The 25,041-nt window shown below is 55.7% G+C and carries 22 protein-coding genes, 1 tRNA gene and 1 pseudogene; 11 read left to right on the top strand and 13 right to left on the bottom strand.

All coding sequences use genetic code 11. The features are described 5' to 3' along the window. The first annotated feature begins 80 nt into the window (after window positions 1-80). Window positions 81-1,142, top strand: coding sequence for a YeeE/YedE family protein (locus tag BUC32_RS08660; RefSeq protein WP_073251653.1), 1,062 nt, complete (start codon window positions 81-83; stop codon window positions 1,140-1,142). Here the strand turns inward: BUC32_RS08660 and BUC32_RS08655 are convergent. The 3 genes and pseudogenes from BUC32_RS08655 to speB all read right to left on the bottom strand — a co-directional run bounded on the left by BUC32_RS08655 (window position 1,078) and on the right by speB (window position 4,692). Further along, window positions 1,078-2,358 carry a DUF3422 family protein gene (locus BUC32_RS08655; protein WP_073251832.1) on the bottom strand — a complete coding sequence of 427 codons (1,281 nt, stop codon included), beginning with the start codon at window positions 2,356-2,358 and terminating at the stop codon, window positions 1,078-1,080. The genes BUC32_RS08660 and BUC32_RS08655 overlap by 65 nt on opposite strands. 222 nt (window positions 2,359-2,580) lie before the next feature. After that, window positions 2,581-3,623 (bottom strand): annotated as a pseudogene (locus BUC32_RS08650) (aldo/keto reductase). A 109-nt stretch (window positions 3,624-3,732) separates the two neighbouring features. Then, window positions 3,733-4,692 (bottom strand): agmatinase, encoded by a 960-nt coding sequence (speB, locus tag BUC32_RS08645; RefSeq protein WP_073251651.1) that lies wholly within the window; start codon window positions 4,690-4,692, stop codon window positions 3,733-3,735. Window positions 4,693-4,817: 125 nt separating this feature from the next. Here speB and BUC32_RS08640 point away from each other — a divergent pair, with 125 nt between their 5' ends. From BUC32_RS08640 to metG, 3 genes are all read left to right on the top strand, one after another. Continuing rightward, a complete protein-coding gene (locus BUC32_RS08640) occupies window positions 4,818-5,435 on the top strand; it encodes an ImuA family protein (RefSeq protein WP_073251649.1) in 618 nt (205 codons plus the stop codon). A 91-nt stretch (window positions 5,436-5,526) separates the two neighbouring features. Beyond that, a complete protein-coding gene (locus tag BUC32_RS08635; protein WP_073251647.1) occupies window positions 5,527-6,774 on the top strand; it encodes an MFS transporter in 1,248 nt (415 codons plus the stop codon). Between the two features lie 64 nt (window positions 6,775-6,838). Then, on the top strand, window positions 6,839-8,551 hold the full coding sequence (gene metG, locus BUC32_RS08630) for a methionine--tRNA ligase (RefSeq protein WP_073251645.1): 1,713 nt from the start codon (window positions 6,839-6,841) through the stop codon (window positions 8,549-8,551). A 300-nt stretch (window positions 8,552-8,851) separates the two neighbouring features. On the opposite strand, the gene BUC32_RS08625 is transcribed toward metG, so the two are convergent. The 3 genes from BUC32_RS08625 to BUC32_RS08615 all read right to left on the bottom strand — a co-directional run bounded on the left by BUC32_RS08625 (window position 8,852) and on the right by BUC32_RS08615 (window position 10,219). Further along, window positions 8,852-8,937, bottom strand: a tRNA-Leu gene (locus BUC32_RS08625). A 210-nt stretch (window positions 8,938-9,147) separates the two neighbouring features. After that, entirely contained in the window at window positions 9,148-9,711 is a 564-nt protein-coding gene (locus BUC32_RS08620) for a tetratricopeptide repeat protein (RefSeq protein WP_245815155.1), read from the bottom strand. Window positions 9,712-9,742: 31 nt separating this feature from the next. Then, window positions 9,743-10,219, bottom strand: coding sequence for an Lrp/AsnC family transcriptional regulator (locus BUC32_RS08615; protein WP_073251829.1), 477 nt, complete (start codon window positions 10,217-10,219; stop codon window positions 9,743-9,745). A 107-nt stretch (window positions 10,220-10,326) separates the two neighbouring features. On the opposite strand from BUC32_RS08615, the gene putA reads away from it, so the two are divergent. Genes putA through BUC32_RS08600 form a run of 3 tightly spaced genes read left to right on the top strand, consistent with a single transcriptional unit; the run spans window position 10,327 to window position 14,873 of the window. Beyond that, window positions 10,327-13,737: a bifunctional proline dehydrogenase/L-glutamate gamma-semialdehyde dehydrogenase PutA gene (gene putA / locus BUC32_RS08610; protein ID WP_073251643.1), complete on the top strand. Its 3,411-nt coding sequence runs from the start codon at window positions 10,327-10,329 to the stop codon at window positions 13,735-13,737. A gap of 30 nt (window positions 13,738-13,767) precedes the next feature. Further along, window positions 13,768-14,514, top strand: a complete 747-nt coding sequence (locus BUC32_RS08605) for a rhomboid family intramembrane serine protease (protein ID WP_073251641.1) — start codon at window positions 13,768-13,770, stop codon at window positions 14,512-14,514. Next, on the top strand, window positions 14,511-14,873 hold the full coding sequence (locus BUC32_RS08600) for a GFA family protein (protein WP_073251639.1): 363 nt from the start codon (window positions 14,511-14,513) through the stop codon (window positions 14,871-14,873). The genes BUC32_RS08605 and BUC32_RS08600 overlap by 4 nt, the downstream gene beginning before the upstream one ends. Before the next feature lie 85 nt (window positions 14,874-14,958). Here the strand turns inward: BUC32_RS08600 and BUC32_RS08595 are convergent, their stop codons facing one another. Together BUC32_RS08595 and BUC32_RS08590 are read right to left on the bottom strand one after the other, a co-directional pair. Beyond that, entirely contained in the window at window positions 14,959-15,750 is a 792-nt protein-coding gene (locus BUC32_RS08595; RefSeq protein ID WP_073251637.1) for an inositol monophosphatase family protein, read from the bottom strand. A gap of 120 nt (window positions 15,751-15,870) precedes the next feature. Beyond that, window positions 15,871-16,776 (bottom strand): LysR family transcriptional regulator, encoded by a 906-nt coding sequence (locus tag BUC32_RS08590; protein WP_073251827.1) that lies wholly within the window; start codon window positions 16,774-16,776, stop codon window positions 15,871-15,873. Window positions 16,777-16,872: 96 nt separating this feature from the next. Here BUC32_RS08590 and metF point away from each other — a divergent pair, with 96 nt between their 5' ends. From metF to dtd, 4 genes are all read left to right on the top strand, one after another. After that, window positions 16,873-17,739: a methylenetetrahydrofolate reductase [NAD(P)H] gene (metF, locus tag BUC32_RS08585; protein ID WP_073251635.1), complete on the top strand. Its 867-nt coding sequence runs from the start codon at window positions 16,873-16,875 to the stop codon at window positions 17,737-17,739. A 67-nt stretch (window positions 17,740-17,806) separates the two neighbouring features. After that, complete coding sequence (locus tag BUC32_RS08580) at window positions 17,807-18,301, top strand: PaaI family thioesterase (protein ID WP_073251633.1); 495 nt, start codon at window positions 17,807-17,809, stop codon at window positions 18,299-18,301. 166 nt (window positions 18,302-18,467) lie between these two features. Next, window positions 18,468-19,385 (top strand): carbohydrate kinase family protein, encoded by a 918-nt coding sequence (locus BUC32_RS08575; RefSeq protein WP_073251825.1) that lies wholly within the window; start codon window positions 18,468-18,470, stop codon window positions 19,383-19,385. Next, a complete protein-coding gene (gene dtd, locus BUC32_RS08570; RefSeq protein ID WP_073251632.1) occupies window positions 19,373-19,810 on the top strand; it encodes a D-aminoacyl-tRNA deacylase in 438 nt (145 codons plus the stop codon). The genes BUC32_RS08575 and dtd overlap by 13 nt, the downstream gene beginning before the upstream one ends. Window positions 19,811-19,861: 51 nt before the next feature. Here the strand turns inward: dtd and BUC32_RS08565 are convergent, their stop codons facing one another. The 5 genes from BUC32_RS08565 to BUC32_RS08545 all read right to left on the bottom strand — a co-directional run bounded on the left by BUC32_RS08565 (window position 19,862) and on the right by BUC32_RS08545 (window position 25,041). Continuing rightward, the gene (locus tag BUC32_RS08565; protein WP_073251630.1) at window positions 19,862-20,863 is read right to left on the bottom strand and encodes an ABC transporter ATP-binding protein; all 1,002 of its coding nucleotides are present in this window, start codon (window positions 20,861-20,863) and stop codon (window positions 19,862-19,864) included. Beyond that, window positions 20,860-21,885, bottom strand: a complete 1,026-nt coding sequence (locus BUC32_RS08560; RefSeq protein WP_073251628.1) for a Gfo/Idh/MocA family protein — start codon at window positions 21,883-21,885, stop codon at window positions 20,860-20,862. The genes BUC32_RS08565 and BUC32_RS08560 overlap by 4 nt, the downstream gene beginning before the upstream one ends. After that, window positions 21,882-22,721, bottom strand: a complete 840-nt coding sequence (locus BUC32_RS08555; RefSeq protein ID WP_073251823.1) for a carbohydrate ABC transporter permease — start codon at window positions 22,719-22,721, stop codon at window positions 21,882-21,884. Before BUC32_RS08555 ends, BUC32_RS08560 begins: the two co-directional genes overlap by 4 nt. Before the next feature lie 11 nt (window positions 22,722-22,732). Then, the gene (locus BUC32_RS08550; RefSeq protein ID WP_073251626.1) at window positions 22,733-23,650 is read right to left on the bottom strand and encodes a carbohydrate ABC transporter permease; all 918 of its coding nucleotides are present in this window, start codon (window positions 23,648-23,650) and stop codon (window positions 22,733-22,735) included. 134 nt (window positions 23,651-23,784) lie between these two features. After that, window positions 23,785-25,041, bottom strand: a complete 1,257-nt coding sequence (locus BUC32_RS08545; protein ID WP_073251625.1) for an ABC transporter substrate-binding protein — start codon at window positions 25,039-25,041, stop codon at window positions 23,785-23,787.

Here is a 25,041-nt window from a genome sequence, read left to right as displayed (position 1 = left end):
CCAAACACGCATCATTAACACTTGAACGAATGTGAATTTGTCTTCATGTGGGAAAAAATTCCAATCATTGAGACAAAATCATGTTTGAATCCTTTGGCTTCGAAAATGTCACCGCTCCACAAGTCACGGTGTTCTTTGCACTGATTGTTGGCGTCGCGTTTGGCGGCCTTGCTGAGCGCACCGCCTTCTGTCTGCGCCGCGCTTTGGTCGGTGATGATCGCCGCGCCGCCTTGGGCGTTTGGCTGACAGCACTGGCCGCGGCCCTGATCGGCACGCGAGCCGCCGTCTCAGCCGAACTCATCTCGTTTGCCGATCACCGTTACATGGCCTCGGATTTGCCGCTGGGTGCCCTTTTGCTTGGTGGAATCCTGTTTGGTGCCGGTATGATCCTGACACGTGGCTGTGCATCACGGCTTACAGTGTTAACAGGCACAGGCAATCTACGCGCCCTTCTGGTGATGCTGATCTTTGCCTTTGTTGCTCACGCCACCCTCAAAGGCGTGCTGGCCCCTGCCCGCGTGTGGATCAACAGCTTTACACTGCCGTTGGAAAGCGCTGCCTTGCCCGGACCGGCCCTATTCTGGACAGCTCTCATTGCACTGACGAGCATCATCTTTGCCATGCGTTCTGGCAACCGTGCTTCGGGCCTTGTTCTGGCCGCCTTTCTGGGGGCATTGGTGCCGTTGGCATGGGTCGGTACAGGCTATGTTCTCTATGATGACTTTGACCCTGTGGCCTTTGAAAGCCTTGCCTTCACCGCCCCTGCTGCGGACAGCTTGTTCTTCAGCATCGCCTCCTTCGCCATCAGCGCCAACTTTGGCGTGGGTCTGATCGGGGGAGTGATTTTAGGCAGTCTGGCCATGTCGCTGATCTTTGGTAGTTTCCAATGGCAGAGCTTTGAAACACCTGCTCAAACAGGCCGCTATCTGCTGGGCGGCACATTGATGGGTTTCGGCGGTGTCCTAGCAGGCGGCTGCACCGTGGGCGCGGGCCTGTCAGGCATCGCTACGCTGACCGTCACAGCCGTGGTTGCTATCCTGTCGATCGTGGCCGGCGCGCTGGCTACCAACCGGGTGCTTAATGCATACGCTTTCGGATCCGACGCACCATCCACCACACCGCCCCTACAACCGGCAGAGTAACGGCCGCTGTTAACATCCCCTTGGAGAGCCCAGCCGCGCTCGCCAGAGGGTAAGCTGCATAAGATACCAGCGACACCGCGTAATAGCTGATTGCCACCACAGAGAGCCCTTCGACAGTTTCCTGCAACCGCAACGCCATATCGGCGCGGCGGTCCATGCTTTCCAGCAAGGCCTGGTTCTGCGCTGACCGCGCGACATCTACTTTGGTCCGCAGCAATTCCCCTGCCCGCATGGCCCGGTTTGCCAACGCCTCAAGCCGCACTTTGGTTGAGGTTACAGTTCGCATCGCTGGATCATAGCGGCGCATCATAAACTCCGCGAAAGTCTGACGGCCATTGTAACGTTGCTCCCGCATCACCTCGATACGCTGGTTCACAATCGTCTCGTAGGCACCTGTCGCGCCAAATCGAAACGACGTTTGTGCAATCATCTTTTCGAGCTCCGCCGAGGTTTGCAGCAGCACGTCAAGCGTTTCATCGGCGCGGGCATCTCCGCTGGAAATCTCAGCCATCATGTCATTCAACTGGCTTTCCAACTCACCCAAAGAAGGCGACAAAGACCGGACCTTGGCAAATCCCAGCATCGACACACTCTTGTAGGTCTCGATCTCGCACAGGCGCTGAACGATACGTCCCGCGCGCCTCTTACCTGTACCTTCAGACACAAACACAGCCATGCGCATATGCCCTGCCGGATTGATGCGAAAGTCCGAGGCTACAACGGCTGCGCCGTCCAAAACTTCGGACACAGCAAGGCTCTCGGGTACAAACCAATCCTTCAGATTGCTCAGCAAGACCTCTTCATCAGGGCGTTCCTCCACCCGGATCAGGGCCGAGGTCATCCGCACGCCGGGCATTCGCGCCAACCATTCTCCCGGAAAGACTTCGAATTCTGCGGGATCAAAAGGCCGGGCACTCAGACCGCGCGTAAAAACCGTGTATGTCACGAATTCGGTATGCTGCTCCCACTTCAGGACATGGCGACCAATCTCGCCTGAATAATGTGTTGCCCCCGGTTGTGGATGCGGCGCTCCATGACGATCCAGCAAATCAATCAGGTGTTCCAGATCGCGCACCCGATCCCGCCCTGCTGCCCGTTCTGTCTGTTTGATTGCCAAAAACACTGCCGTGCAAGGCGCCTCCAAGGACGGAAACGGTCGCGCATGCAGCTCATTTGCCAATTTGTATCGCAACGGGTGGTCTTCAACGGGTGTCATAGCGCGCTCCTGATTTCCCCGCACACTATCCTTACATCCAAATTTGTAAAGAAAAATGTTATTTTTCAACATGTTACAAGAATGCGATGGTATACAAATCCGCCAACCCTCTGCAATTTCAGGATATTCTGATCTTCCGATTGGTCAAACAAGCCGCGGGGCGAGCGGGGCCATTGTCTTGCAAAGGCCCCGCTCGCCCCGTGAGGGACAGCGCGCCTGGCCTTAGTAGGGCATAGGATGCGCGCGGTGGGCATCGTCAATTTCTGCCAGCACCTCAGCACTCAGTCGCATCTCCGCACCTTTCAGAATGTGCTCGAGTTGCGCCATATGTGTGGCTCCGAAGATCGAAGAACACGAGAAAGGACGTTGAACAGTAAAGGCCATCGCCATATGGATCGGATCAAGACCATGGCGTTGCGCAATCGCGATATAGGCATCAACGGCGTCGAACACTCTCGGCGTCACCCGACCTCCCAAGGTGTCCACGATGGATTTTCGCGACCCTTCAGGCACCGCACCATGCTGATACTTTCCAGTCAGCAATCCCGTTCCCAAGGGAGAAAAAGCCAACAGCCCCACATCTTCGTTTACGCTCAATTCAGCCAGGTCAGTGTCGTACATACGGCACAGCAACGAATACTCGTTCTGGATCGTGGCCACACGCGGCTCCCCAGTGTTTTCGGCAACCCGCAGCCATTGCGCCGTCCCCCATGCGCTTTCGTTACTCAGCCCAAAGGCGCGAATCCGGCCTTTGTCGACCTCTCTTTGCATGACCCCCAAGGCGTCTTCCATATGGGCAATCGTTTCGCCCCGGTTTTGACCTGACGGATCAAATCGCCAGTTTTGACGGAACATGTAAGAGCCGCGGTTGGGCCAGTGGAACTGATAAAGGTCGATGTAATCGGTTTTAAGCCGCCGTAAAGAGCCCTCAACGACCTCTGGTATCGTCTTGGAAGAAATTGGTTGCCATTCCGCGCCGCCTTGTAACCAGCGCCTGAATGTTTTGTAGCCATGACAACTTCAGCCCGACGTCCCGATTTGGCGAACCAGTTGCCGATGATCTCTTCGGTCTTGCCCAGATTCTCCGCCAACAGCGGATTAACCGGGTACATTTCGGCGGCGTCCACAAAATTGATGCCGCCAGCCAGCGCCGTTTCAATTTGAGCATGGGCCTCGGATTCAGAAGTTTGCGTGCCAAAGGTCATAGTTCCAAGGCAAAACTCTGAGACTTTAATGCCAGTGCGGCCAAGCGGATTCATTTTCATGTATAGTGGTCCTGTGAAATTGGGAAAAGGGGCGCGGTCCCTCACATCGCATTTGGGATCCAAAGGCGGCACTCACCCCGGAGTATTTTTGAAATGGTGAAACGGGATGTCAGCGCAAACTGCGGGCGTGAAAGATAAACCCCAATGTGTTGAGCAGGATTTGTGCAGCAAGGATGGACGTGCCCCCGGTTGGATCATAGTCCGGCGCGACTTCGACCAGATCAATGCCGACCACGTCGTGCCGATTGGCCAGTGTCTGCATAATTTCCAGCACATCGTAATATAAAAAGCCGCCGTGGCTGGGGGTACCGGTACCCGGCGCTATGGAGGGACAAAACCCGTCAATGTCGATCGTGACATAGACCCTCGCCCCTTCTGGAATGCAGTTGATTACGCCTTGCGGGCCAAGCTCGCGGGCTTGGCGCACCGATAGGATTTCACTACCCATGGCGCGCGCGGCCTCGTAGCCCTCTTTGGCGGTGGATGAGACGTTGCGGATACCAACCTGAGTAAGGCCAGTCACGTAAGGTTTCTCAGCGGCCCGGCGCATCGGATTGCCATGGCCAAAGCGCACGCCGTGGCGTTCGTCGACAAAATCCAGATGGGCATCGATTTGCAGTATGTGGATATCGCCCTGATCATCAAAGGCATTGATGCAGGGAATGTTGATCGAATGATCGCCTCCGACCACCACCGGCATGGCCCCAGCGCTGAGGATCGCCCGCACGCCGGTTTCAATGTTGGCGTGACTGCGCATGGTATCCGTGTGCACAATATCGGCATCGCCTATGTCGACGATCCGTACGTCGCTGGGCAGGTAGGTGGCATCATCTTCGTGGTCATAGGCACCTGCGTGACCAAAGCTGAACAGGGTCGAGGCTTCTCGTACGCTGCGCGGGCCGAACCGGGCACCGGAACGCCACTGTGTGCCAAAATCATAAGGCGCGCCCAGAACCGCAACATCCGCGTCAATGGCATCCCAATCTGCGACATATTCGCGTTTGCCAAAGGTCGAAATCCCTACAAATGGCAGATTGAGCCTGCCGCTTTCATATCCATGTCCGGACATTGGTCTCTCCTGTGATCACCCTGTCTTGCGGGTTTCAGCCTGAGCGGTTTTCAGATCATGGGCAAGAGGAGAAATTTGACTGCACACATTGAGAACAAATACAGAACACTATAAGATGTTTCGCGATGACACATCTTTTGGATCGCAAAGCATGGCGGGATCGCCCCAAACTGGAGCTGGCACCGGGGCTTGACCTGGCGCGTGCCCGTCTGCACGAGGTCTGCGGTGCTGCACGAGCGACCTTTGCCTTGTGGCTGGCCACCCAGACCGAAGGTCCCGTGTTCTGGATTGCCCCGTCCTGGACCCCGCATCGGCTAAATCCGGATGGGATAGCTGACTTTACCAGCCCGGCACGGTTTACTTTTATCTCACCGCTACGCCCTGAAGACGTGCTATGGTGCACGGAAGAAGTGCTGCGATCCGGCACGGTGTCATTGGTGGTAGCCGATATTCCCGGCCCGCCCGGTCTCACCTCGGTGCGGCGCATGCATCTGGCGGCCGAGACCGGCGCCACCGAGGGCAAGGTCGCCCCCACCGGGCTGCTGCTCACGCCCGGGACGGGGGGCGCACCGGGGATCGAGACACGCTGGCAGATGGAACCAGATCACAACAATGAGCACAACCGCTGGCAGTTGACCCGCCTGCGCGCCCGCACCGCCCCGGTCCAAAGCTGGCAGGTGAGCGGCCTGCCCCACAAAGCACGAACGCATCCTGTGGTCACAGAGGCCATCTGTTCGACCTGATCGCAACAAAACACAAAAATGGGCCAAAAACGACGCGCTCACGTCGAATAACCACAAGCCCTTGTCCCCAAGACAGCGATGTTGACCCATTATGCGCATGATCATTTCATTCTCCGCCCTGTTCCTCTCTGTCATTCTTATGCAGCTGGCCACCGGCGGTGTGGGGCCACTGGATGCATTGTCCGGGATCATGCTGGGGTTCAGCACCGCACAGATCGGCATGTTGGGCTCAGCGCATTTCCTTGGCTTTTTTATCGGCTGCTGGTGGGCGCCGCGCCTGATGGGCACGGTTGGCCATTCACGCGCCTTTGCCGCCTTTACCGCCGCAGGTTCGATCGGGCTGATGGCGCATTTCCTGATTGTTGACCCGATTGCCTGGGCCGTGATGCGGGTTGCCTCGGGCCTGTGTGTCGCCGGATGCTACACAGTGATCGAGGCCTGGCTACAGTCCAAAGTCACCAACGAGACCCGTGGCCGCGCCATGGGCACCTACCGGATCGTCGACATGGGCGCGTCGCTGGCCGCCCAGATGGTGATCTCGGTTCTGGAGCCGGCCTCTTACGTGTCCTACAACCTTTTGGCCATTATCTGTTGCGCCGCCCTGCTGCCGCTGACCCTGACCAAGGCCAGCCAGCCCGAAACCCCCAGCGCCCCGCGCCTGCGCCCGATGCTGGCGGTGCAGAAATCTCCGCTGGCCGCCGCCGGCGTGGTCGTCGCCGCACTCAGCTCGGCCAGCTTCCGCATGATAGGGCCGGTCTATGGCACCCAAGTTGGGCTGGAGGTGACCCAGATTGCGTGGTTCCTGTCGGCCTTTGTGCTGGGTGGCGCGCTGGCGCAATATCCCGTCGGCTGGCTGGCCGACAAATATGACCGGCGCTGGGTGCTGATCTGGCTGTCGGCGGCAGCGGTTCTGGCCTGTGGCACCACGGTTGTCATGGGGGCTGCAGGTACCACGCTGGTGATGCTGAACGCGGGCTTCTTCGGGTTGGTCTCTTTCCCGATCTTCTCGGTCTCAAGTGCGCACGCAAATGACTTTGCCACCTCTGAAGAGCGGGTCGAACTGTCGGCGGCACTGATGTTTTTCTACGCGCTTGGGGCCATCGCCGCGCCGGTCTTTGCTTCGAACCTCATTGGCTGGTACGGACCCGGCGCGCTGTTCGTCATGATTGCCGTTGGGCATGCGGCGCTGATCCTGTTTGGACTGAGCCGGATGCGGGTCCGCTCGTCCGGGGGCAATATCACCCGCTATGTCTATGCGCCGCGCACCTCGTTCACCATTGGCCGCCTGATGGGCCGTCAGCGCGAAAAGCGCAATGACAACGGGACAGACGCCCCTTAACCCTCTGGCACTGTGCGTGGCTTTCGGCTAGACGAACCTCAACACACGACCTGAGGACGTTACCATGGCGCGCCACCTAATCACTTCTGCCATTCCCTATATCAATGGCATCAAACATCTCGGCAACCTTGTGGGCAGCCAACTGCCTGCGGACCTGTTCGCCCGCTATCAACGCGCGCGCGGCAATGAGGTGCTGTTTTTGTGCTCGACAGACGAGCACGGCACCCCCGCTGAACTGGCCGCCGCCAAGGCCGGTCAGCCGGTCGCAGACTATTGCGCCGAGATGCACAGCATTCAGTCCAAGATCGCTGATGGTTTTCGTTTGTCGTTCGACCACTTTGGCCGCTCGTCCAGCCCTCAGAACCACGCCCTGACCCAGCATTTCGCCGGTCGTCTGGATGACGCGGGCCTGATCCGCGAAGTCAGCGAAAAGCAAATGTATTCGCACGCCGATGGCCGCTTTTTGCCGGATCGTTATATAGAGGGCACCTGTCCCAACTGCGGCTTTGAGGATGCGCGCGGCGATCAGTGCGACAACTGCACCAAACAGCTCGATCCCACCGATTTGATCAACCCACGCTCGACCATCTCAGGGTCGACCGATCTGGAAGAGCGCGAGACCAAGCACCTGTTCCTGTGCCAAAGCCAGATGCGCGAAAAGCTGCAATCCTGGATCGACTCCAAGGCCGACTGGCCCATTCTCACCACCTCGATCGCCAACAAATGGCTGAACGATGGCGATGGGTTGCAGGATCGCGGCATCACCCGTGACCTCGACTGGGGCGTGCCTGTGATGAAGGACGGTGACGTCTGGCCCGGCATGGAAGGCAAGGTGTTCTACGTCTGGTTCGACGCGCCGATTGAATACATCGCCTGCAGCCAGGAATGGGAAGAAGCAGGCAAAGGATCGGACTGGCAACGCTGGTGGCGCACCGACAAGGGCGCAGATGACGTGACCTACACCCAGTTCATGGGCAAGGATAACGTGCCCTTCCACACACTTAGCTTCCCCGCCACCATCCTTGGGTCGGGCGAGCCGTGGAAGCTGGTCGATTACATCAAGTCGTTCAACTACCTGAACTATGATGGCGGCCAGTTCTCAACCTCGCGCGGGCGCGGTGTGTTCATGGATCAGGCGCTTGAGATCCTGCCTGCGGATTACTGGCGCTGGTGGCTGTTGTCCCACGCCCCCGAAAGCAGCGATTCTGAGTTCACATGGGAAAACTTCCAGCAATCGGTGAACAAGGACCTTGCCGATGTGCTCGGCAACTTCGTCAGCCGTGTCACCAAATTCTGCCGCTCCAAGTTCGGCGAAGAGGTGCCCGCAGGCGGCGCCTACGGCGACACCGAAACCGCACTGATCGCTGAACTGACCACCCGCATCCGCGCCTACGAAGGCCACATGACCGCGATGGAGGTCCGCAAATCCGCGCAAGAGCTGCGGGCGATCTGGGTGGCAGGCAATGAATATCTGCAAAACGCCGCCCCCTGGTCGGTCTTTAAAACTGACCCTGAAACTGCGGCCATGCAGATCCGCCTGGCGCTGAACCTGATCCGTCTTTATGCGGTGCTGTCGTCGCCCTTTATTCCCGACGCCAAAGACACGCTGATGGCCGCGATGCAGACTTCGGATGACAGCTGGCCTGACGATGTGCCCGCCGCACTCGGGGTGCTGCAGCCCGGACATGCCTTTACCGTACCGGACGTGACTTTCTGTAAGATCGCCGATGCTGAACGCGAGGAATGGCAAGAACGTTTTGCCGGAACCCGCGACTAGCTATCTTTGAGGGCCGCTATCAGAAAAGGGGCCTCCCACATGAGAAACCCCTTTCCTTTTTCCGAAGGTCATCAATGGCCTATGCGTCCCCAGCACGCCGTCTCGGGATAAAAATCTCGGACCGGACAAAGGGCCCTTCGGGTGTGTCGCTACACCCCCGATTTGGGTCCTGCCCGGCAAAACCGCATTTGCGATATGGCCAAACAATTGTGAATACGTGTCAACGATCGAATCCACGACGAATAGTCGACTGTCATAAATCTCAAAATTCAAATATCTCATTGAAAAAATTAAGAAAAATGGTGCGGGCGGTGGGAGTCGAACCCACACGGGCATACGCCCAACAGATTTTAAGTCTGGTATGTCTACCATTCCATCACGCCCGCAACTGGCGTTGTTTTCAAATTCGGCTTCCCAAGCCATGTGGCCCAAAAAACGACTCGTTTTTGCAACGCCTTGTTGCCTACTCGGTTTGTTGGGCAGGCCCAAGGAAATAAGCCTTGTGTGCGCGCCATTTCTCTCCACGCCTTTGTGCAGAGTCAAATCGAATGGCCGGACAATAGCCGCTTGTTCCGAGGTGTAAAGACTTGATTGGGTTAGAGTTCCTCACCCGGATTTTGCATCGATGGTGGAGCTTTTAACAGCCCCCTTTCCGGAAGCCATGGGTTTAGCTCCAACACTTCGGCCAACGCATCCTGTGCTTCTGCATCCCGCCCCAATCCGATCAAAGCCATGGCACGCCCGGACAGAGCGCCAATATGGCGCGGGGACAGATCAATCGCGCGCTCAAGATCGGGCAACGCTGCCACATAGTCCTGTCGTAGGAAATTTACAAAGGCGCGTTGATTGAAACCTTCGGCATAGTGCGGACAATAGGCGACGAGGGTGTCAAAATCCTCGCGTGCACCCAACAAATCCCAAGCCGCTCGTTTTTGCATGCCCTGATCCAGAATACCCTGTGCAATCTCATCAGGCGCATCCGCCCAATAACTCCACATATCATTGAAAATCAGCCGCGCGCTGTGCTCATCCGGGGCGTTCTGAACCTGGGCAATCAACATATTCAGCGACTCAGAATGGTCCGGAGGAGTAGGACATTCCGAGGCCAGCACAGGTGCGCCCATCATGGCCATCACAAGAGGAAGGATCAGGTGCTTCATGCCTGTTAGAGTGGCACGGATTTCCGCTCGATCAAGTCACATCCCCGAGAGCGCTTTCTTTTACTGCCTGCATGGCCACATAGGTCGAGGTGCTGGAGACATGCGGTAAGGTGGAGATTTTCTCCGCCAAAACAGAGCGATACGCCGCCATACTGCGTGTGCGCACTTTGAGAAGGTAGTCGAAGTTGCTGGCGATCATATGAGCCTGCTCAATTTCCGCAACTTGTGCAACGGCCTGGTTAAAAGCCTTCAATGCGACCTCTCGCGTGTCCGTCAGCTTCACCTCAACAAAAGCTACATGGTCCAACCCCAGCCGGATCGGGTCAATCAAAGCCTGATAGCCCGTGATGACAGCCTCGGCCTCAAGCCGACGCAATCGCGCCTGCGTTGGGCTTTTGGACAAACCAATGCGCTTGGCCAGTTCGGTGACCGAAATTCGCCCTTCCCCGGCCAATACTTCCAGAATCGCGCGGTCAAACCGATCCAAGCCTACTTGATCACTATGCATCAATTTCCCCCCAAATTCGGCCATTCTGGAAAGTCATTTTGCACATTTCGGGAATAATGACCTGACTTTAAGTGATATATAGGTCGAAACAGCCGGAGTCACCTAATATGAACCCTCGCACCTTGATCGACACCACAACTTACGCCGATGAAACCGGACTTGTGGAGCGTCTGACGCAGCAAGCAGCCCTGTCCCCCGAAGATCGTGCCCGCATTTGCGATCAGGCAGCAGACCTTGTGCGCGGCATTCGCGACACCACCAACCCCGGTTTGATGGAGGTGTTTTTGGCAGAGTATGGCCTATCCACAGATGAAGGTATCGCCCTGATGTGTCTGGCCGAAGCCTTATTGAGAGTGCCAGACGCCGAAACGATCGACGCCCTGATCGAAGACAAGATTGCGCCTTCGGACTGGGGACGTCACCTCGGCGCGTCCACCTCGTCTTTGGTCAACGCGTCCACTTGGGCTCTGATGCTGACCGGTAAGGTTCTCGAAGACCGGGAACCGGGTTTGATCGGCTCCTTGCGCGGGGCCGTAAAACGTCTTGGAGAACCGGTCATCCGCACGGCCGTGGGTCGCGCCATGAAAGAGATGGGGCGACAATTCGTGCTGGGAGAAAGCATCACTTCTGCCATGGAACGCGCTGCAAACATGGAGAAAAAGGGATACACCTATTCCTATGATATGTTGGGCGAAGCAGCCAAAACCGATGCTGACGCCATGAAGTATCATCTGGCCTATTCACGCGCCATCACGGCAATTGCCTCTGCTTGCACAAACACAGATATCCGCGAAAACCCTGGCATATCCGTCAAACTGTCTGCGCTGCATCCTCGCTATGAGATTGCGCATCGCACCCGTGTCATGGACGAACTGGTACCGCGTTTGCGGTCTTTGGCGTTGCTGGCGAAATCTGCAGGCATGGGGCTGAACATCGATGCTGAAGAAGCCGATCGCCTGTCACTTTCGATCGACGTGATTGACGCAGTACTGACCGAGCCCGCGCTAGCCGGTTGGGATGGTTTTGGCGTTGTGGTGCAGGCCTATAGCAAGCGGGCAGGCGCTGCGCTAGACACCCTTTACGAGATGGCCACAAAGCTGGATCGTAAGATTATGGTACGGCTGGTCAAAGGCGCCTATTGGGACACCGAGATCAAGAACGCGCAAGTTCTGGGTGTGGACGGATTTCCGGTCTTCACCAACAAGGCTTCCACGGACATTTCCTACATCGCCAACGCGCGCAAACTACTGGGCATGACCGATCGAATCTATCCACAGTTCGCGACCCACAACGCCCATACCGTTGCCGCTATTTTGGATATGGCCGAAGATAATTGTTCCTATGAATTCCAACGCTTGCACGGCATGGGTGAATCACTGCATGACATTGTCCTGACCGAACAAAACACTCGATGCCGCATCTATGCTCCGGTTGGAGCACACCGCGATCTGTTGGCCTATCTGGTACGTCGCCTTTTGGAAAATGGAGCAAACTCGTCCTTTGTGAACCAGATTGTTGACGAAGAGGTTCCAGCCGAAGACGTCGCCCGAGATCCGTTTGACACCGTGAATGACCCGCACACGCACCTTCCGACCGGGCCAGAGTTGTTTGCGCCTGAGCGGCCAAACTCAAAAGGTTTCGATCTGCGCGATGTCCCCACAATCGAACAGGTCGAAACCGCCCGGGCACCCTTTTTGAACCATACATGGCAGGCAGGTCCGCTTATAGCTGGATCAAACAATGCCAACAAATCGCAGCCCGTGCAGAATCCTGCGCTGCCCGCAGATCAGCCGGGCACAGTCGCAACCGCCAGCGCAAAAGATGTTGATACCGCTTTGGCCTCGGCACATCCTTGGGAGGCCTCTCGCAAAGAACGCGGCGTGATCCTGAACAAAGCGGCAGATTTGTACGAACAGAACTTCGGCGCATTGTTCGCCCTCTTGGCCAGAGAAGCCGGTAAAACTCAGTTGGACACTGTCGCCGAATTACGCGAAGCGGTAGATTTTCTCAGGTACTTCGCCGCAAATGCCCCCAAGGCCGCTCCTGCAGGAACTTTCACCTGTATCAGCCCCTGGAACTTTCCATTGGCAATCTTCACAGGGCAGATTTCTGCCGCGCTGGCCACAGGTAACGCCGTTCTGGCCAAACCCGCCGAACAAACGCCATTGATAGCGCACGAGGCCGTGAAATTGCTTCATGAAGCAGGAGTGCCACGTACAGCCTTGCAACTCTTGCCCGGCGCAGGAGACGTAGGTGCTCTGCTGACGTCGGATCGACGTGTCAAAGGCGTGGCCTTTACAGGATCAACCGCCACCGCATTGAAAATTCGCGCCTCTATGGCCGATAATCTTGCCCCGGGCGCGCCCCTGATTGCTGAAACCGGTGGGCTGAACGCGATGATCGTGGATTCCACGGCCCTGCCGGAGCAGGCCGTCACAGCAATCATCGAAAGCGCGTTTCAATCAGCTGGCCAGCGCTGTTCAGCTCTCAGATGCCTTTACGTACAAGAGGATATCGCGGACGGTCTGATCGAAATGCTGACAGGTGCGATGAAGGAGTTGCATGTAGGCGATCCGTGGGAATTGCGCACAGACAGCGGGCCAGTCATTGATATCACGGCTCAATCTGGCATTGCGAACCATATTGCGCAGGCTCAATCCGAGGGGCGCGTGATGTTTCAAATGGATGTGCCACAAACAGGCACTTTCATAGCACCCACCCTGATCCGAGTGAATGGCATTGCCGATCTGGAGCGTGAAATTTTTGGTCCAGTCTTGCATGTTGCAACCTTCCGGTCAGACGAATTGGACGAGGTGATAGATGCGATCAATGCAACCGGTTACGGCCTGACGTTCGGCCTGCAAACCCGAATTGACGATCGCGTTCAACATGTCTCGGACCGCATTCATGCGGGAAATATCTATGTGAATCGAAACCAGATTGGCGCGATTGTCGGATCGCAACCCTTTGGCGGAGAGGGCCTTTCTGGAACCGGCCCTAAGGCGGGTGGACCAAACTATATGGGGCGCTTTTTGGCAGTGAAAAACCAGGGCTCGGGACATTGGGACAGATCTATGTCCGCAGGCGATTTGCAAGCGTTGATCGACACAACCCTGACCGATACGCAAACCGTGACAGTGTCACTGCCGGGCCCGACCGGTGAATCCAATCGGTTGACCACCTTCGCCCGACCACCAGTTCTGTGTCTCGGCCCCGGAGCAGAGGCCGCCGCCGAGCAAGCCAGCACAATTGCAAACCTTGGTGGTGTGGCCATTCAGGCGACCGGACAAATCGACCCCAAAGACCTGACAACGCTGCAAGGGTTCTCAGGCGCTTTATGGTGGGGAGAGACGGGCATTGCTCAAGCTTGCGAGCAAGCCCTCTCGCGGCGCCGAGGCCCGATCCTGCCGTTGCTCACAGGTCTGCCGGATCGCGCGCGAGCCATCGGAGAACGCCACGTCTGTGTCGACACAACAGCAGCGGGCGGAAACGCCGCGCTTTTGGGCGGGGTGACTTGACGACCCATCCGAATTGCCCACAGTGGGCGCATGTTTCCAATCCGTGACCACAATCCATCAGGACGAGCGCCTTACGTTGTCTACGCTTTGATGGCGCTCAATATCGGCATCTTTGTGATGTATGTGCCGATATTGAATGAGCCCTACAAACTAGGTGCCTTTTTCCATGATTGGGCGCTGATTCCACATGAGGTCACCGACGGCTCTGATCCGTTTGGGTTGATTACGTCGATGTTCCTGCACGGAGGCTGGATGCATCTGGCAGGAAACATGCTGTTCCTGTGGATTTTCGGAGACAACCTCGAAGACGTGATGGGCCATTTCGGATTTGCTTTGTTCTATACGCTCTGCGGGCTTGCAGCTGGACTCGCACAGGTCATCTCTGACCCCTACTCGCAAATTCCAACGGTGGGTGCCTCTGGTGCCATTGCCGGAATTATGGGTGGTTATTTACTGCTGTTTCCAAAAGCTCGCGTAGATGTAATCGTTATTTTTATTGTGTTCTTCAAAATCTTCGCGCTGCCCGCCTGGGTCATGCTGGGGCTTTGGTTCCTTTGGCAAATCTTTAGTGGTGTTTTAACTGACACCAGCGGTGGTGGCGTTGCCTATTGGGCCCACGCAGGTGGATTTGTGGCTGGCCTAATCCTGACCCTGCCCGTCTGGATAAAACGAGGCGGCGCTGGGTTCTGGAAAAAAACACAAGGCGCTCCACCACATCCAGAAACAAAATATGCCATAACCCGCAGCACCATTCCAACAGTCAGGAGACGAAAATGAGCCATAGATTGACCTGCCATTGCGGTGCTGTTGAACTTCAGGTGAAGCTGCTTGACGGTTTGAACACCGCACGGCGCTGCGATTGTTCGTTCTGCCGCCGCCGTGGGGCCGCAGCGGTCACCGCGCCGTTAGATGGCATCACGATCATCAAAGGTGAAGACAATCTGACCCTGTACCAATGGAACACCAACACTGCGAAGCACTATTTTTGCAAAACTTGTGGCATCTACACACACCACCAACGCAGATCAAATCCCAACGAATATGGCGTCAATCTGGGTGCTTTGGAAAACGTAAATCCACGTGATCTTGGCGACATCGATTGGGCCGATGGGGTCAACCACCCTTCGGACAAATAAAAGCCCCCATTTTTCCAAACGGAGGCAAATATCCTGAAGTGAGCGTCCCTTTGCTCCGCAAAGACAACGTGAGAGACACTGCCCCCTATTTGTTGCGAATGACCTTAGAAAACTGATCGAAAATCGGCTCGTTGGCACAGATCACTTCACCGTCTTCAATGATATTGCCTTTTGGGTTCAAAGGTTGAACAAATCCGCCGGCTTCTTTGACAAGAATGACCCCGGCAGCCAGATCCCAGGCCTTCAGGTTCCGCTCCCAAAATCCTTCGTAACGACCCGCCGCAACGTAGGCGAGATCCAAAGAAGCAGCGCCCCAACGGCGCACACCAGCCGTCGCAGGCAACAGACGCGCAAGGTCCTTCAAGGTCTCAGGCAGATCGGCGCGTCCGCCAAACGGCAAGCCGGTCGCAAAGACTGACTCGATCATTTTGTTTCGGCCGGAAACCCGAAGACGCTGGCTGTCGTTCAACCAGGCGCCTTCACCTTTTTCTGCATAAAACATCTCGTCTTTGGCAGCGTCGAAAATCACCCCGGCGACGATTTCACCTTTGTGCTCCAGCGCAATGGAGATCGCCCAATGTGGAAGCCCGTGCAAAAAGTTGGTGGTACCATCCAGCGGATCCACAATCCAGCGTCGCGTTGGATCTTTACCGAGCTCCTCACCACCCTCTTCGGCCAACCAACCATAGGTTGGGCGTGCGCCCATTAGATCTTCTTTCAGGATCGCCTCGGCGGCAATATCTGCACGGCTGACAAAATCACCGGCGCCTTTCATCGAAACCTGCAGGTTTTCGACTTCGCGAAAGTCTTTGACCAGCGAGCGGCCCGCTTTACGTGCGGCCTTCATCATGATGTTGAGATTTGCACTGCCTGCCATGGCGCGGCTCCGTATAAGATGCTCAGGATAGTATGCTCAGGCCGCGCGTATACGCGCCCATGCGCGCAAAGCCAAGACCTATCACGCGCGCAGCTTCCGCCTAGCCGCTATGCGCTGCGATCAGAGCGCCTGAAGACGGCGCGCCTCTTCGCCTGCCAGCTCAATCAGATCGCGCATGTACGGCTTTTCAAGGTCGTCATCGCGGGTCGCTGCAAACAGCTTTTTTGTAATCCCGTTCTCTGTAAGCGGTCGGGTCACATAATCCGACGAGTATTTGACCTCACGCACCACCCAATCCGGCAACACCGACACGCCCCTGTTTGAAGCGACCAACAAGAGAATAACAGCCGTTAGCTCAGCCTGGCGCATTGCAGCAGGCTCAACTTTTGCCGGAGTTAACAACTCGGAGAATATGTCCAGCCGCGCACGTTCGACCGGATAGGTGATCAAGGTCTCACTCCTAAAATCTTCTGCATCAATCCATTCTTTCTGGGCCAACGGGTGGGTCGATGCCGCGACGAAAACAGGCGCATAGTCCAAGAGATGTGAAAAAGAAATGCCCGCCAGATCTAAAGGATCCGAAGATACAACCACATCGACCTCCTCTTTTTGCAACGCGGGCATGGCCTCAAAGGCCAGACCGGGACGGATATCCACATCTACATCCGGCCATTTCTTGCGGAATTTCTCAAGTACGGGAAACAGCCATTCAAAACAGGCATGACATTCAATGGCGATGTGCAACCGCCCCGAACTGCCATCTCTAAGACCATTAAATTCAGCCTCAAGCGCTTCAATCTCGGGTAAAACGGTGTTGGCAAGGCGCAACAAGCGCAGGCCAGCGGCCGACAGTTTCATTGGTTTTGAGCGGCGCACAAACAATTCAACACCCGCCTGCGTCTCGAGCCCTTTGACCTGATGACTCAGCGCAGATTGCGTGATGTTCAGCTGTTCTGCCGCTCGGGCCAGCCCCCCCGCTTCGTGGATAGCGCGCACAGTGCGCAGGTGACGGAATTCAATGTGCATCTTCATGTTGGGCTCATGATGTTCTTTAGGATTATGAATTTGGCTACAGGTTTCATATCTGTATGTTGAGCGCAACCTCAAGTTAGGACAAAAAACATGACTGCGCCAACAATATCGCTCGAATTCTTCCCGCCCCAAAACCTCGAGGCGTCTTTTCGTCTGTGGGACACAGTGCAAACCCTTGCCCCGCTTGAGCCGCGCTTCGTGTCGGTGACCTATGGCGCAGGCGGCACGACCCGCGACCTTACACGTGATGCGGTAGCCACGTTGCACAAATCAAGCGATTTGAACGTTGCGGCCCATTTAACTTGCGTGAATGCAACGCGAGAGGAAACCCTGCGTATTGCCAATGAATTTGCCGCTGCGGGTGTAAATGAAATCGTGGCATTGCGGGGCGACCCGCCCAAAGGCAGCGCCAACTTTGAGGCCCACCCCCAAGGCTTTGCCCATTCGGTTGAACTTATCGAGGCCCTTGCAGAGACGGGAAAATTCACAATTCGTGTGGGTGCCTATCCCGATATACACCCTGAAGCGGCCCATGCGCAGGCCGATATTGACTGGCTGAAACGTAAAATCGATGCCGGTGCTTCCGAAGCCATCACCCAGTTTTTCTTTGAGGCTGAGACCTTCCTGCGGTTCCGCGATGCCTGCGCCAAGGCTGGCATCGACGCCCCCATAATTCCGGGAATCCTACCGATCGAGGATTGGAAGGGTGCGCGCGCCTTTGCCAAACGCTGTGGTACCGATATTCCAGCGTGGCTGGACGATGCTTTTGCCAAAGCAGAGCGCGACGATCGCACCGATCTTTTGGCCACAGCCATCTGCACCGAGCTTTGTTCGGATTTGATGGATGAAGGTGTCGCGAACTTCCATTTCTACACGCTCAACCGCCCTGAACTGACCCGCGATGTTTGTCATGCTTTGGGTGTCACCCCCAAAGTCACGCTTGAGAACGTAGCGTAATTCACACCCGGTCTTGCGACAGCAACGTATTTGCGGCCATCTGATCTGACGTATTCAGGAGGCCGCAATGTCCAGGCGTTACTTTGCCAAAAATCTCAGCGAATTGCCGAAAATGAGCGAGGTAGTCTCGCGCTCAGGGTTGCAGTTGATGCAGGATATCGTGAAGGGCGACATTGCCGGGCCGCCGATTGGCGAAACCCTAGGTCTTTGGCCGGTTGTTGCAGAAGATGGCAAAGTCATCTTTGAAGGCACGCCTGAGTTCAATGTTCTGAACCCACTCGGCACTGTGCATGGAGGCTGGTATGGCACCATTTTGGACAGCTGTATGGCGTGCGCTGTTCAAACCAAGCTGAAACAGGGGCAGATTTACACAACTCTTGAATTCAAAGTGAACATTATCCGCCCGATTCCTATTGGCACCACTGTGCATGCGATCGGGACTGTACACCATGCGGGGCGTTCAACCGGGATTGCAGATGGTGAGATCAAGGGCGTCGAAGATGGCAGGCTTTATGCGACCGGGTCAACCACCTGTATCATTATGAACGCGCCAGAGCTTTAGGACAGGCACTCCCGCCCATTTTCAGGTGCAATGGCACCCGCCTCTGGTTGGGCGTGGCCTCGCTATGCTCGGCTAATTGACCGGCAACCGCGTATACCACGTGCAACGGCTTGTCTTTGCACATCTGATCGCACACTCTTGGGCAGACCAAAAAGAGAGCCCCCCAATGATCCTTTCTTGCGGTGAAGCCGTGATTGATATGTTGCCCCAAATGGGCGCAGACGGAGCACCTAAACATCACCCAGTGACCGGTGGGGCTGCGGTGAACACAGCAGTTGCATTGGCGCGTCTGGAACAGCCGGTCGGGTTTTTCGGTGGATTATCGATGGACGAATACGGCCAGTTTCTGTGCCAGGCGATGCGCGCTGAAAACATCTCATTTTCGCGATGCACGCTAGTAGAATCCCCAACAACATTGGCTTTCGTGGAATTGGTCGACGGCTCGCCGCGTTTCACATTTCAGGATAGTGGCAGCGCCGGGCGTAGTTTGAGCATGGCACAGATACCAAACCTTCAGGGTATCGGCGCCTTGATCTTTGGTGGTCTCAGCCTGATCCATCGCCCCGCCGCAGGTACGTTTGAGGCGCTGATGCAGATGGCCGGACCCAAACGTCTGATTCTGCTGGATGCCAATATTCGCCCTGCCCTGATTGAGACTGAAGAGGAAAGTTATCGCCAGAGGCTGACCCGGATGATTGCCATGGCCGATATCCTGAAGTTTTCAGATGAGGACATTGAATGGTTGCGCCCGGACCCGCCGGAACAGCTTCTGCAGGGCCGCGCGTCTGTGGTGGTGCACAGCCACGGCGCCAATGGGGTCACAGCCTATTCGCGTCACGGTGCACAGCATATTCCTGCCCCCCCCGTCACCGTGGTTGATGCCGTGGGCGCTGGAGACACGTTCAACGCAGGTTTTTTGGCGTCCCTTGCGCAACAGAAGGTGTTGTCGCCTTCCGCATTGGCACTTTCTGGTATCGACCAGATCAACCGTGCCGCCGCGTTTGGCGTTCGCGCGGCAACTTTTTCTGTCACCCGTGCGGGGGCGAACCCACCAACGATAAAGGACTTACAATGCGCGCCCTAATTCAACGCGTGAGCGAAGCTTCTGTCACAGTCGATGGCGAAGTCACCGGAGACATTGGACCGGGTTTGCTGGTTTTGATCTGCGCAATGCAGGGCGATACCGAGTCACAGGTTGACAAACTCGCTGCCAAAATAGCCAAATGCCGAATATTTCAGGACGAAGCGGGCAAGATGAACCTGTCGGTCAAAGACATCGGCGGCGCGGTATTGGTCGTCTCTCAGTTCACATTGTCTGCGGACACCCGCAGCGGCAATCGACCGGGATTTTCCTCGGCGGCACCTTCCGATGAGGGCGCGCAGCTGTATGAGTACTTCGCGGACCAAATGGCAGAGCAAGGCCTGCCCATCGCCAAGGGGCGGTTTGGGGCAGACATGAAGGTGCGGCTGTTGAATGATGGGCCGGTTACCATTTGGATGGAAGTTTGAAGCGCAAGCGTCAGCGGTGACCCTATTTGAAATGCATTGTTAAACGCGAAATCATACCGCGATGCGTTGATCATCCCCATCAAATTGGAAGGCTAAATGGCTATCAAAATCCAGCTCAACAACGTCCCTGACCGCCGTCGCGTTCTGTCCAAATATACGGACCGTGATTGCCTCATCCTGCTCTGTTGAGATCAAAAGGTTTGTATCACCACCCAACCGTTCGACATGGGTCACAGTCCCTTTGATGCGGCCACCTTTTTGCAATCGCAAGTGTTCCGGGCGAATGCCCAGTGTGCCGCCTTGTGGTATATCAACCGGAGCCTTTTTCAAAAAGTTCATGGCTGGTGAGCCGAGGAAGCCGGCGACAAATCTATTGCAGGGATTGTTATAGAGATCCATCGGGCTGCCGACCTGCTCGACCTGACCATCGCGCAGCACGACAATCTTGTCAGCAAGGGTCATTGCCTCGGTCTGATCATGGGTTACATAAATCATCGACGCGCTCAGCGTGCGGTGCAACTCGGCGATTTCGATGCGGGTATTCATTCGCAGAGCGGCATCCAGATTGGAAAGCGGTTCATCAAAAAGAAAGAGCTTGGGTTCACGCACAATAGCGCGTCCAATGGCCACTCTTTGACGCTGACCACCTGACAAGTCAGACGGGCGACGGTCAACGTAAGCATTCAAATCAAGCATCTGAATGGCCTTGCTGACACGCTCTTCAATCACCGCTTTGGGCTGCTTTTCCTGCCTGAGACCAAGGGCCATGTTGTCACGTACGCTCAGATGCGGATAAAGCGCGTAGGATTGAAACACCATGGCGATGCCTCGTTTCGCGGGTGGCGTGTTGTTGACAACGTCACCGCCAATATTGACCGTACCGCTTGTGGCATCCTCCAACCCGGCAATCACACGCAGCAGCGTAGACTTGCCGCAACCTGACGGGCCGACGAAAACAACAAATTCGCCATCCTCAACTGTCAGGTTGATGTCTTTGAGAACTTCCGCGCTGCCAAAAGACTTGCAAATATCTGTGAGAGTCAGAGCGGTCATTGGGTGTCTCCTAATTCGATTGGGTGGCCGGACCGGATGCTTTCATCGGCAGCCAAGCATATTGCCAGAGATTGAACGGCGTCATCCATGTGACGGGTCAGATCAGCATTGGTTTTGATCGCATTGATCATAAAGAGGGCCTCGGCATCGCAAAGCTCTTGATGGCCGGGCTCGTCTTGCATTTCGATCAGGTGGTCACCAGACGGGCGATGGACAAGAATGCCGCCTACTTTGGTGTGACCATCGACATCGTCAGATGCGCCTTTGTTGTCATCGGTGATGGACACAGCCCCATTGGGGGATACCACGTCCTTCACGAAGAACGCGGTTTCTGACATCATCGGTCCCCATCCGGCCTCATACCAGCCAACAGATCCATCATCGAACCAGACCTGAAGCTGGCCATAGTTGTACATGTCCGTTGCAAGCTCATCCGATAAGCGCAGCCCCATACCACTCACACGCACGGGTTTGGCGTCGGTGATCTGGCACATGACGTCGACATAATGGACACCGCAATCGACTATCGGGCTTGTGTTTTGCATGAGCGCCTTATGCGTCTTCCACGTCTCGCCGTCAGATTGCTGATTGAGGTTCATACGGAATACATAAGGCCCGCCAAGGTTCCGCGCTTCGGCAATCAGGCGCTGCCAGCTGGGATGATGGCGCAGGATATAGCCGACAACCAGTTTGCGGCCCAGACGCATCGCAGCCGCAACCACGCGGCGCGCATCGTCTGCCGTTGTGGCAAGCGGTTTTTCGACAAAAACATCCGCACCGGCCTCCATTGCAGCAATCGCATAGTTGGCGTGACTGTCGGAATACGTTGCGATGCAGACCAGATCAGGTTTGAGAGCGAGGCCGTCAGCGAAAGTCGACACGCGTGGGTAACCCTGTAACGCGTCTGGCAAATCTACTTCAGAGCGGTTCACTAGCCCGACGATTTCGACGTCTGGGTGGGTGTGATAGGCCAGCGCGTGACTGCGCCCCATATTGCCCAAACCTGCGACAACGACCCTCATTTGACCGCACCGGATGTGATGCCGCGGATCAGCTGGCGCGAGAAGATAACATAAAGTGCCATAACTGGCAGGATCGCAAGAGACAGCGCCGACAGAACCGCATTCCAGTCTGTGACAAACTGCCCGATAAAGACTTGGCTTCCCAGCGTCAGGGTTTTTACCTCTTCGGCGGGGGCAAGGATTAGCGGGAACCACAAGTCGTTCCAGATCGGGATCATATTGAATACAGCAACTGTCGCCATCGCCGGACGCACCAGCGGCAGAACAAGCCGGAAGAAGATGCGATACTCCGATAGTCCATCAATGCGTCCTGCATTTTTGAGATCATCACTGACCTGACGCATAAACTCTGACAGGATGAACACCGCCAGAGGCAGGCCCTGGGCAGTATAGACAAGGATCAAAGCCCAAAGGGTGTTCACAAGTCCGGTTTGGACCATCATCTCCAGAATGGCGACGGTGCCGATCCGGATCGGGATCATGATGCCAAGAGCAAGATAAAGCCCCATCAGGGTATTGCCCTTGAACCGGTATTCAGCAAGCGCAAAGGCGGCCATGGCCCCAAAGATCAGAATAAAAAACAGCGATCCTACTGTAACAATCATGGAGTTCTGAAAGTAGAGAAAGAAATCGCCTTGCTTCAGAACGGTCTCATAGCCGATCAGCGAAAAGCTCTCTGAGTTCGGTAAAGCGAGTGGCTCGCGAAAGATCGACCTGCGGTCTTTGAAGCTGTTAATCACAATCACAAAGACCGGAAACAAGGCAATGAGCACATAAACGACCAGCGCACCGTGAGCTGCAAATGTGTTGAGGCGGTTTTGACGTACGGCGTTCATTTTCATTCTCCTCAGAACTGGTAGCGGCGCATGCGGGATTGGATACCAAAGAGGTACAGGCACACACCGATGAGGATGATTACGAACATGGCCGATGCGATGGTCGACCCCATATGCGGATCCCCCAGTTGCAACTGAAAGCCAAAGAACGTGCGATACATGAACGTCCCCAAAATGTCGGTCGAGAAATCCGGCCCGGCCAATGCGCCCTGTGCAGCATAAATCAGGTCAAATGCATTGAAGTTCGCCACAAATGTCAGGATTGAGATGATGCCAATGGACGGCAGGATCAGCGGCAGTTTGATCTTCCAGAAGGAAGAAAGACCGGTGATGCCTTCGACTTCGGCGGCTTCAAGGATTTCATCAGGGATGGACAATAGGGCTGCGTAGATCAGCATCATCGGGATGCCGACAAACTGCCAAACCGAGACCAAAGACAATGTCGTCAGGGCGTATGCCTCTTTGCCAAGCCAGGGTGCGTAAAGCGCCTTGAGGCCAACGGCATCCAGCATGCCGGGCGCGATGCCCCAGATTGGCGACAGGATCAGCTTCCACGCGAAACCGACGATCACGAAGGACAGGATTGTGGGGATAAAAATAGCCGAACGGTATAAACTCGCAAAGCGCAGTTTCGGGTGGCTCAGGATGGCGGCCAGCGCAACCCCGATCGGGTTCTGCACCAACATGTGAATCATAAAGAACCAAAAGTTATTGCCCAGGGCATTCCAGAACTGCGTAGACCAGACAGTATCTCCGAACAGGGTTTTGAAGTTCTGCAAACCGACAAAGACCCGTGATTGGTCAACTTCGGTAAACAGTGACAGGCGCAGCGTGTTGAAAAGCGGATAGATCATCACAGCCGTGTAAACCAGGACTGCGGGGGCCAGAAAGACAACGATGTGCCACCGGAAACGTGGTTTTTCTGCCATTTTCTTGATCCTTCGAATTGATACGAATTATGCGAAAAGCGTCTGACAGGCGCCTTGCAAATAAGCCGAACGGTTGGAAATTGGGCGGTGGTCCTGTGCAGTAAAAGGCGCCGCACAGGACCGAGGAGGTCACTTTAGTTCTGCTGGGGTTCGTACCAGCTTGCCAGACCTGTTTGCAGGCGCGCACCTGCGTCTTCGGGGCTTTCTTCGCCTTTGATCACAGCCACCGATGCGTTCCACGTCTCATTCTCCAGATTCGGTGTGCCACGTGACAGGATCTGGTAGGTTGATCGGATCGAGGACTTACAATCAGAACGCCAGCTCACGAACTCCTGAGCCAGCGGGTCCTCCATTGCGACAGGTGCACTGGCCAGCGAAAAGAAACCAGGCAGAGAGTTGGCGTAAAGCGAAGTGAACTCTGACGTTCCCATCCAATCCAGAAAGATTTTGGCCTCTTTGGAATGTTCACTTGCCGCGTTCAGGCCCAGTGCAATGTCGGTGTGGTCAGAAATGTAGCAATCATCACCGGCATTGGCCACTGGCGGTTTGAACGCGCCCATTTCAAAATCGACCAAGGTGTTGAACCCGGAAATCTCCCACGAACCCGCTGGGTAAATCGCCGCCCGGCCTAATGTGAAGATATTCTGGCTGTCGGGATAAGTCTGCGCCTCAAAACCATCGCCAAGATAGGATTTCCACTTAGCAAGCTGGCGGAATGGTGCAACCCATGCTTCATCCGTAAGCTTCTGTTCACCTTTGATAAGAGCGAGCCGGCCTTCTTCGCCCTTCCAGTAGTTTGGACCAATGTTGTTATAACCCATTGTGGCGGCTTCCCATTGATCGTTGGTGCCCATCGCCATTGGAATATAATTGCCGTCTTCTTTGAACGTGTCCAAAACCGCAAAGAATTCCGCTTCGGTTTCAGGGATCTCCACACCCAGTTCTGCAAAGGCATCCTTATTGTAGATAAAGCCGTGAATAACCGACGCCATCGGAACACAGAACGTCTGTGCGCCGTCATCAGTTTGCCACGCCGATTTTGCCACGTCAGAAAAACTGGACATTGCAGCAAGATCCGTCAGGTCTGCCAGTCTACCTGCATTATAAAGGCCCAGCGAGTGATCAAATGGCTTACATGTGATCAGATCACCGGCCGATCCAGCTTCAAGCTTGGCATTCAAAACAGCAGGGTATTCTGCCGGAGCAGAGGGTGTGAACTTAACCTTGATACCTGGGTTCGAGGCTTCGAACGCGGGAATGATTTTATCTTGCCAGATGGCAAGGTCATCATTGCGCCAGCTTTCGATCGTTAGCGTCACGTCCTGGGCAGCAGCAGCCCCCGCAAGAACTGATGTGGCCATCATGGTACCAATCAATGTGGATTTTTTCAT

Origin of the sequence: Shimia gijangensis (genome assembly GCF_900142085.1) — a bacterium.
GTDB lineage: Bacteria > Pseudomonadota > Alphaproteobacteria > Rhodobacterales > Rhodobacteraceae > Shimia > Shimia gijangensis.
This window is presented reverse-complemented; position numbering and strand designations above follow the sequence as displayed.

Excerpts from the sequence above, each read along its gene's own strand:
- metF (WP_073251635.1), top strand. The coding sequence starts at position 16,873 with ATGACTGCGCCAACAATATCGCTCGAATTCTTCCCGCCCCAAAACCTC.
- BUC32_RS08605 (WP_073251641.1), top strand. The coding sequence starts at position 13,768 with ATGTTTCCAATCCGTGACCACAATCCATCAGGACGAGCGCCTTACGTT.
- BUC32_RS08660 (WP_073251653.1), top strand. The coding sequence starts at position 81 with ATGTTTGAATCCTTTGGCTTCGAAAATGTCACCGCTCCACAAGTCACG.
- BUC32_RS08560 (WP_073251628.1), bottom strand. The coding sequence starts at position 21,885 with ATGAGGGTCGTTGTCGCAGGTTTGGGCAATATGGGGCGCAGTCACGCG.
- BUC32_RS08555 (WP_073251823.1), bottom strand. The coding sequence starts at position 22,721 with ATGAACGCCGTACGTCAAAACCGCCTCAACACATTTGCAGCTCACGGT.
- BUC32_RS08545 (WP_073251625.1), bottom strand. The coding sequence starts at position 25,041 with ATGAAAAAATCCACATTGATTGGTACCATGATGGCCACATCAGTTCTT.
- BUC32_RS08550 (WP_073251626.1), bottom strand. The coding sequence starts at position 23,650 with ATGGCAGAAAAACCACGTTTCCGGTGGCACATCGTTGTCTTTCTGGCC.
- speB (WP_073251651.1), bottom strand. The coding sequence starts at position 4,692 with ATGTCCGGACATGGATATGAAAGCGGCAGGCTCAATCTGCCATTTGTA.
- BUC32_RS08580 (WP_073251633.1), top strand. The coding sequence starts at position 17,807 with ATGTCCAGGCGTTACTTTGCCAAAAATCTCAGCGAATTGCCGAAAATG.
- putA (WP_073251643.1), top strand. The coding sequence starts at position 10,327 with ATGAACCCTCGCACCTTGATCGACACCACAACTTACGCCGATGAAACC.
- BUC32_RS08615 (WP_073251829.1), bottom strand. The coding sequence starts at position 10,219 with ATGCATAGTGATCAAGTAGGCTTGGATCGGTTTGACCGCGCGATTCTG.
- dtd (WP_073251632.1), top strand. The coding sequence starts at position 19,373 with ATGCGCGCCCTAATTCAACGCGTGAGCGAAGCTTCTGTCACAGTCGAT.
- BUC32_RS08575 (WP_073251825.1), top strand. The coding sequence starts at position 18,468 with ATGATCCTTTCTTGCGGTGAAGCCGTGATTGATATGTTGCCCCAAATG.
- BUC32_RS08640 (WP_073251649.1), top strand. The coding sequence starts at position 4,818 with ATGACACATCTTTTGGATCGCAAAGCATGGCGGGATCGCCCCAAACTG.
- metG (WP_073251645.1), top strand. The coding sequence starts at position 6,839 with ATGGCGCGCCACCTAATCACTTCTGCCATTCCCTATATCAATGGCATC.
- BUC32_RS08620 (WP_245815155.1), bottom strand. The coding sequence starts at position 9,711 with ATGAAGCACCTGATCCTTCCTCTTGTGATGGCCATGATGGGCGCACCT.
- BUC32_RS08595 (WP_073251637.1), bottom strand. The coding sequence starts at position 15,750 with ATGGCAGGCAGTGCAAATCTCAACATCATGATGAAGGCCGCACGTAAA.
- BUC32_RS08565 (WP_073251630.1), bottom strand. The coding sequence starts at position 20,863 with ATGACCGCTCTGACTCTCACAGATATTTGCAAGTCTTTTGGCAGCGCG.
- BUC32_RS08635 (WP_073251647.1), top strand. The coding sequence starts at position 5,527 with ATGCGCATGATCATTTCATTCTCCGCCCTGTTCCTCTCTGTCATTCTT.
- BUC32_RS08655 (WP_073251832.1), bottom strand. The coding sequence starts at position 2,358 with ATGACACCCGTTGAAGACCACCCGTTGCGATACAAATTGGCAAATGAG.
- BUC32_RS08590 (WP_073251827.1), bottom strand. The coding sequence starts at position 16,776 with ATGCACATTGAATTCCGTCACCTGCGCACTGTGCGCGCTATCCACGAA.
- BUC32_RS08600 (WP_073251639.1), top strand. The coding sequence starts at position 14,511 with ATGAGCCATAGATTGACCTGCCATTGCGGTGCTGTTGAACTTCAGGTG.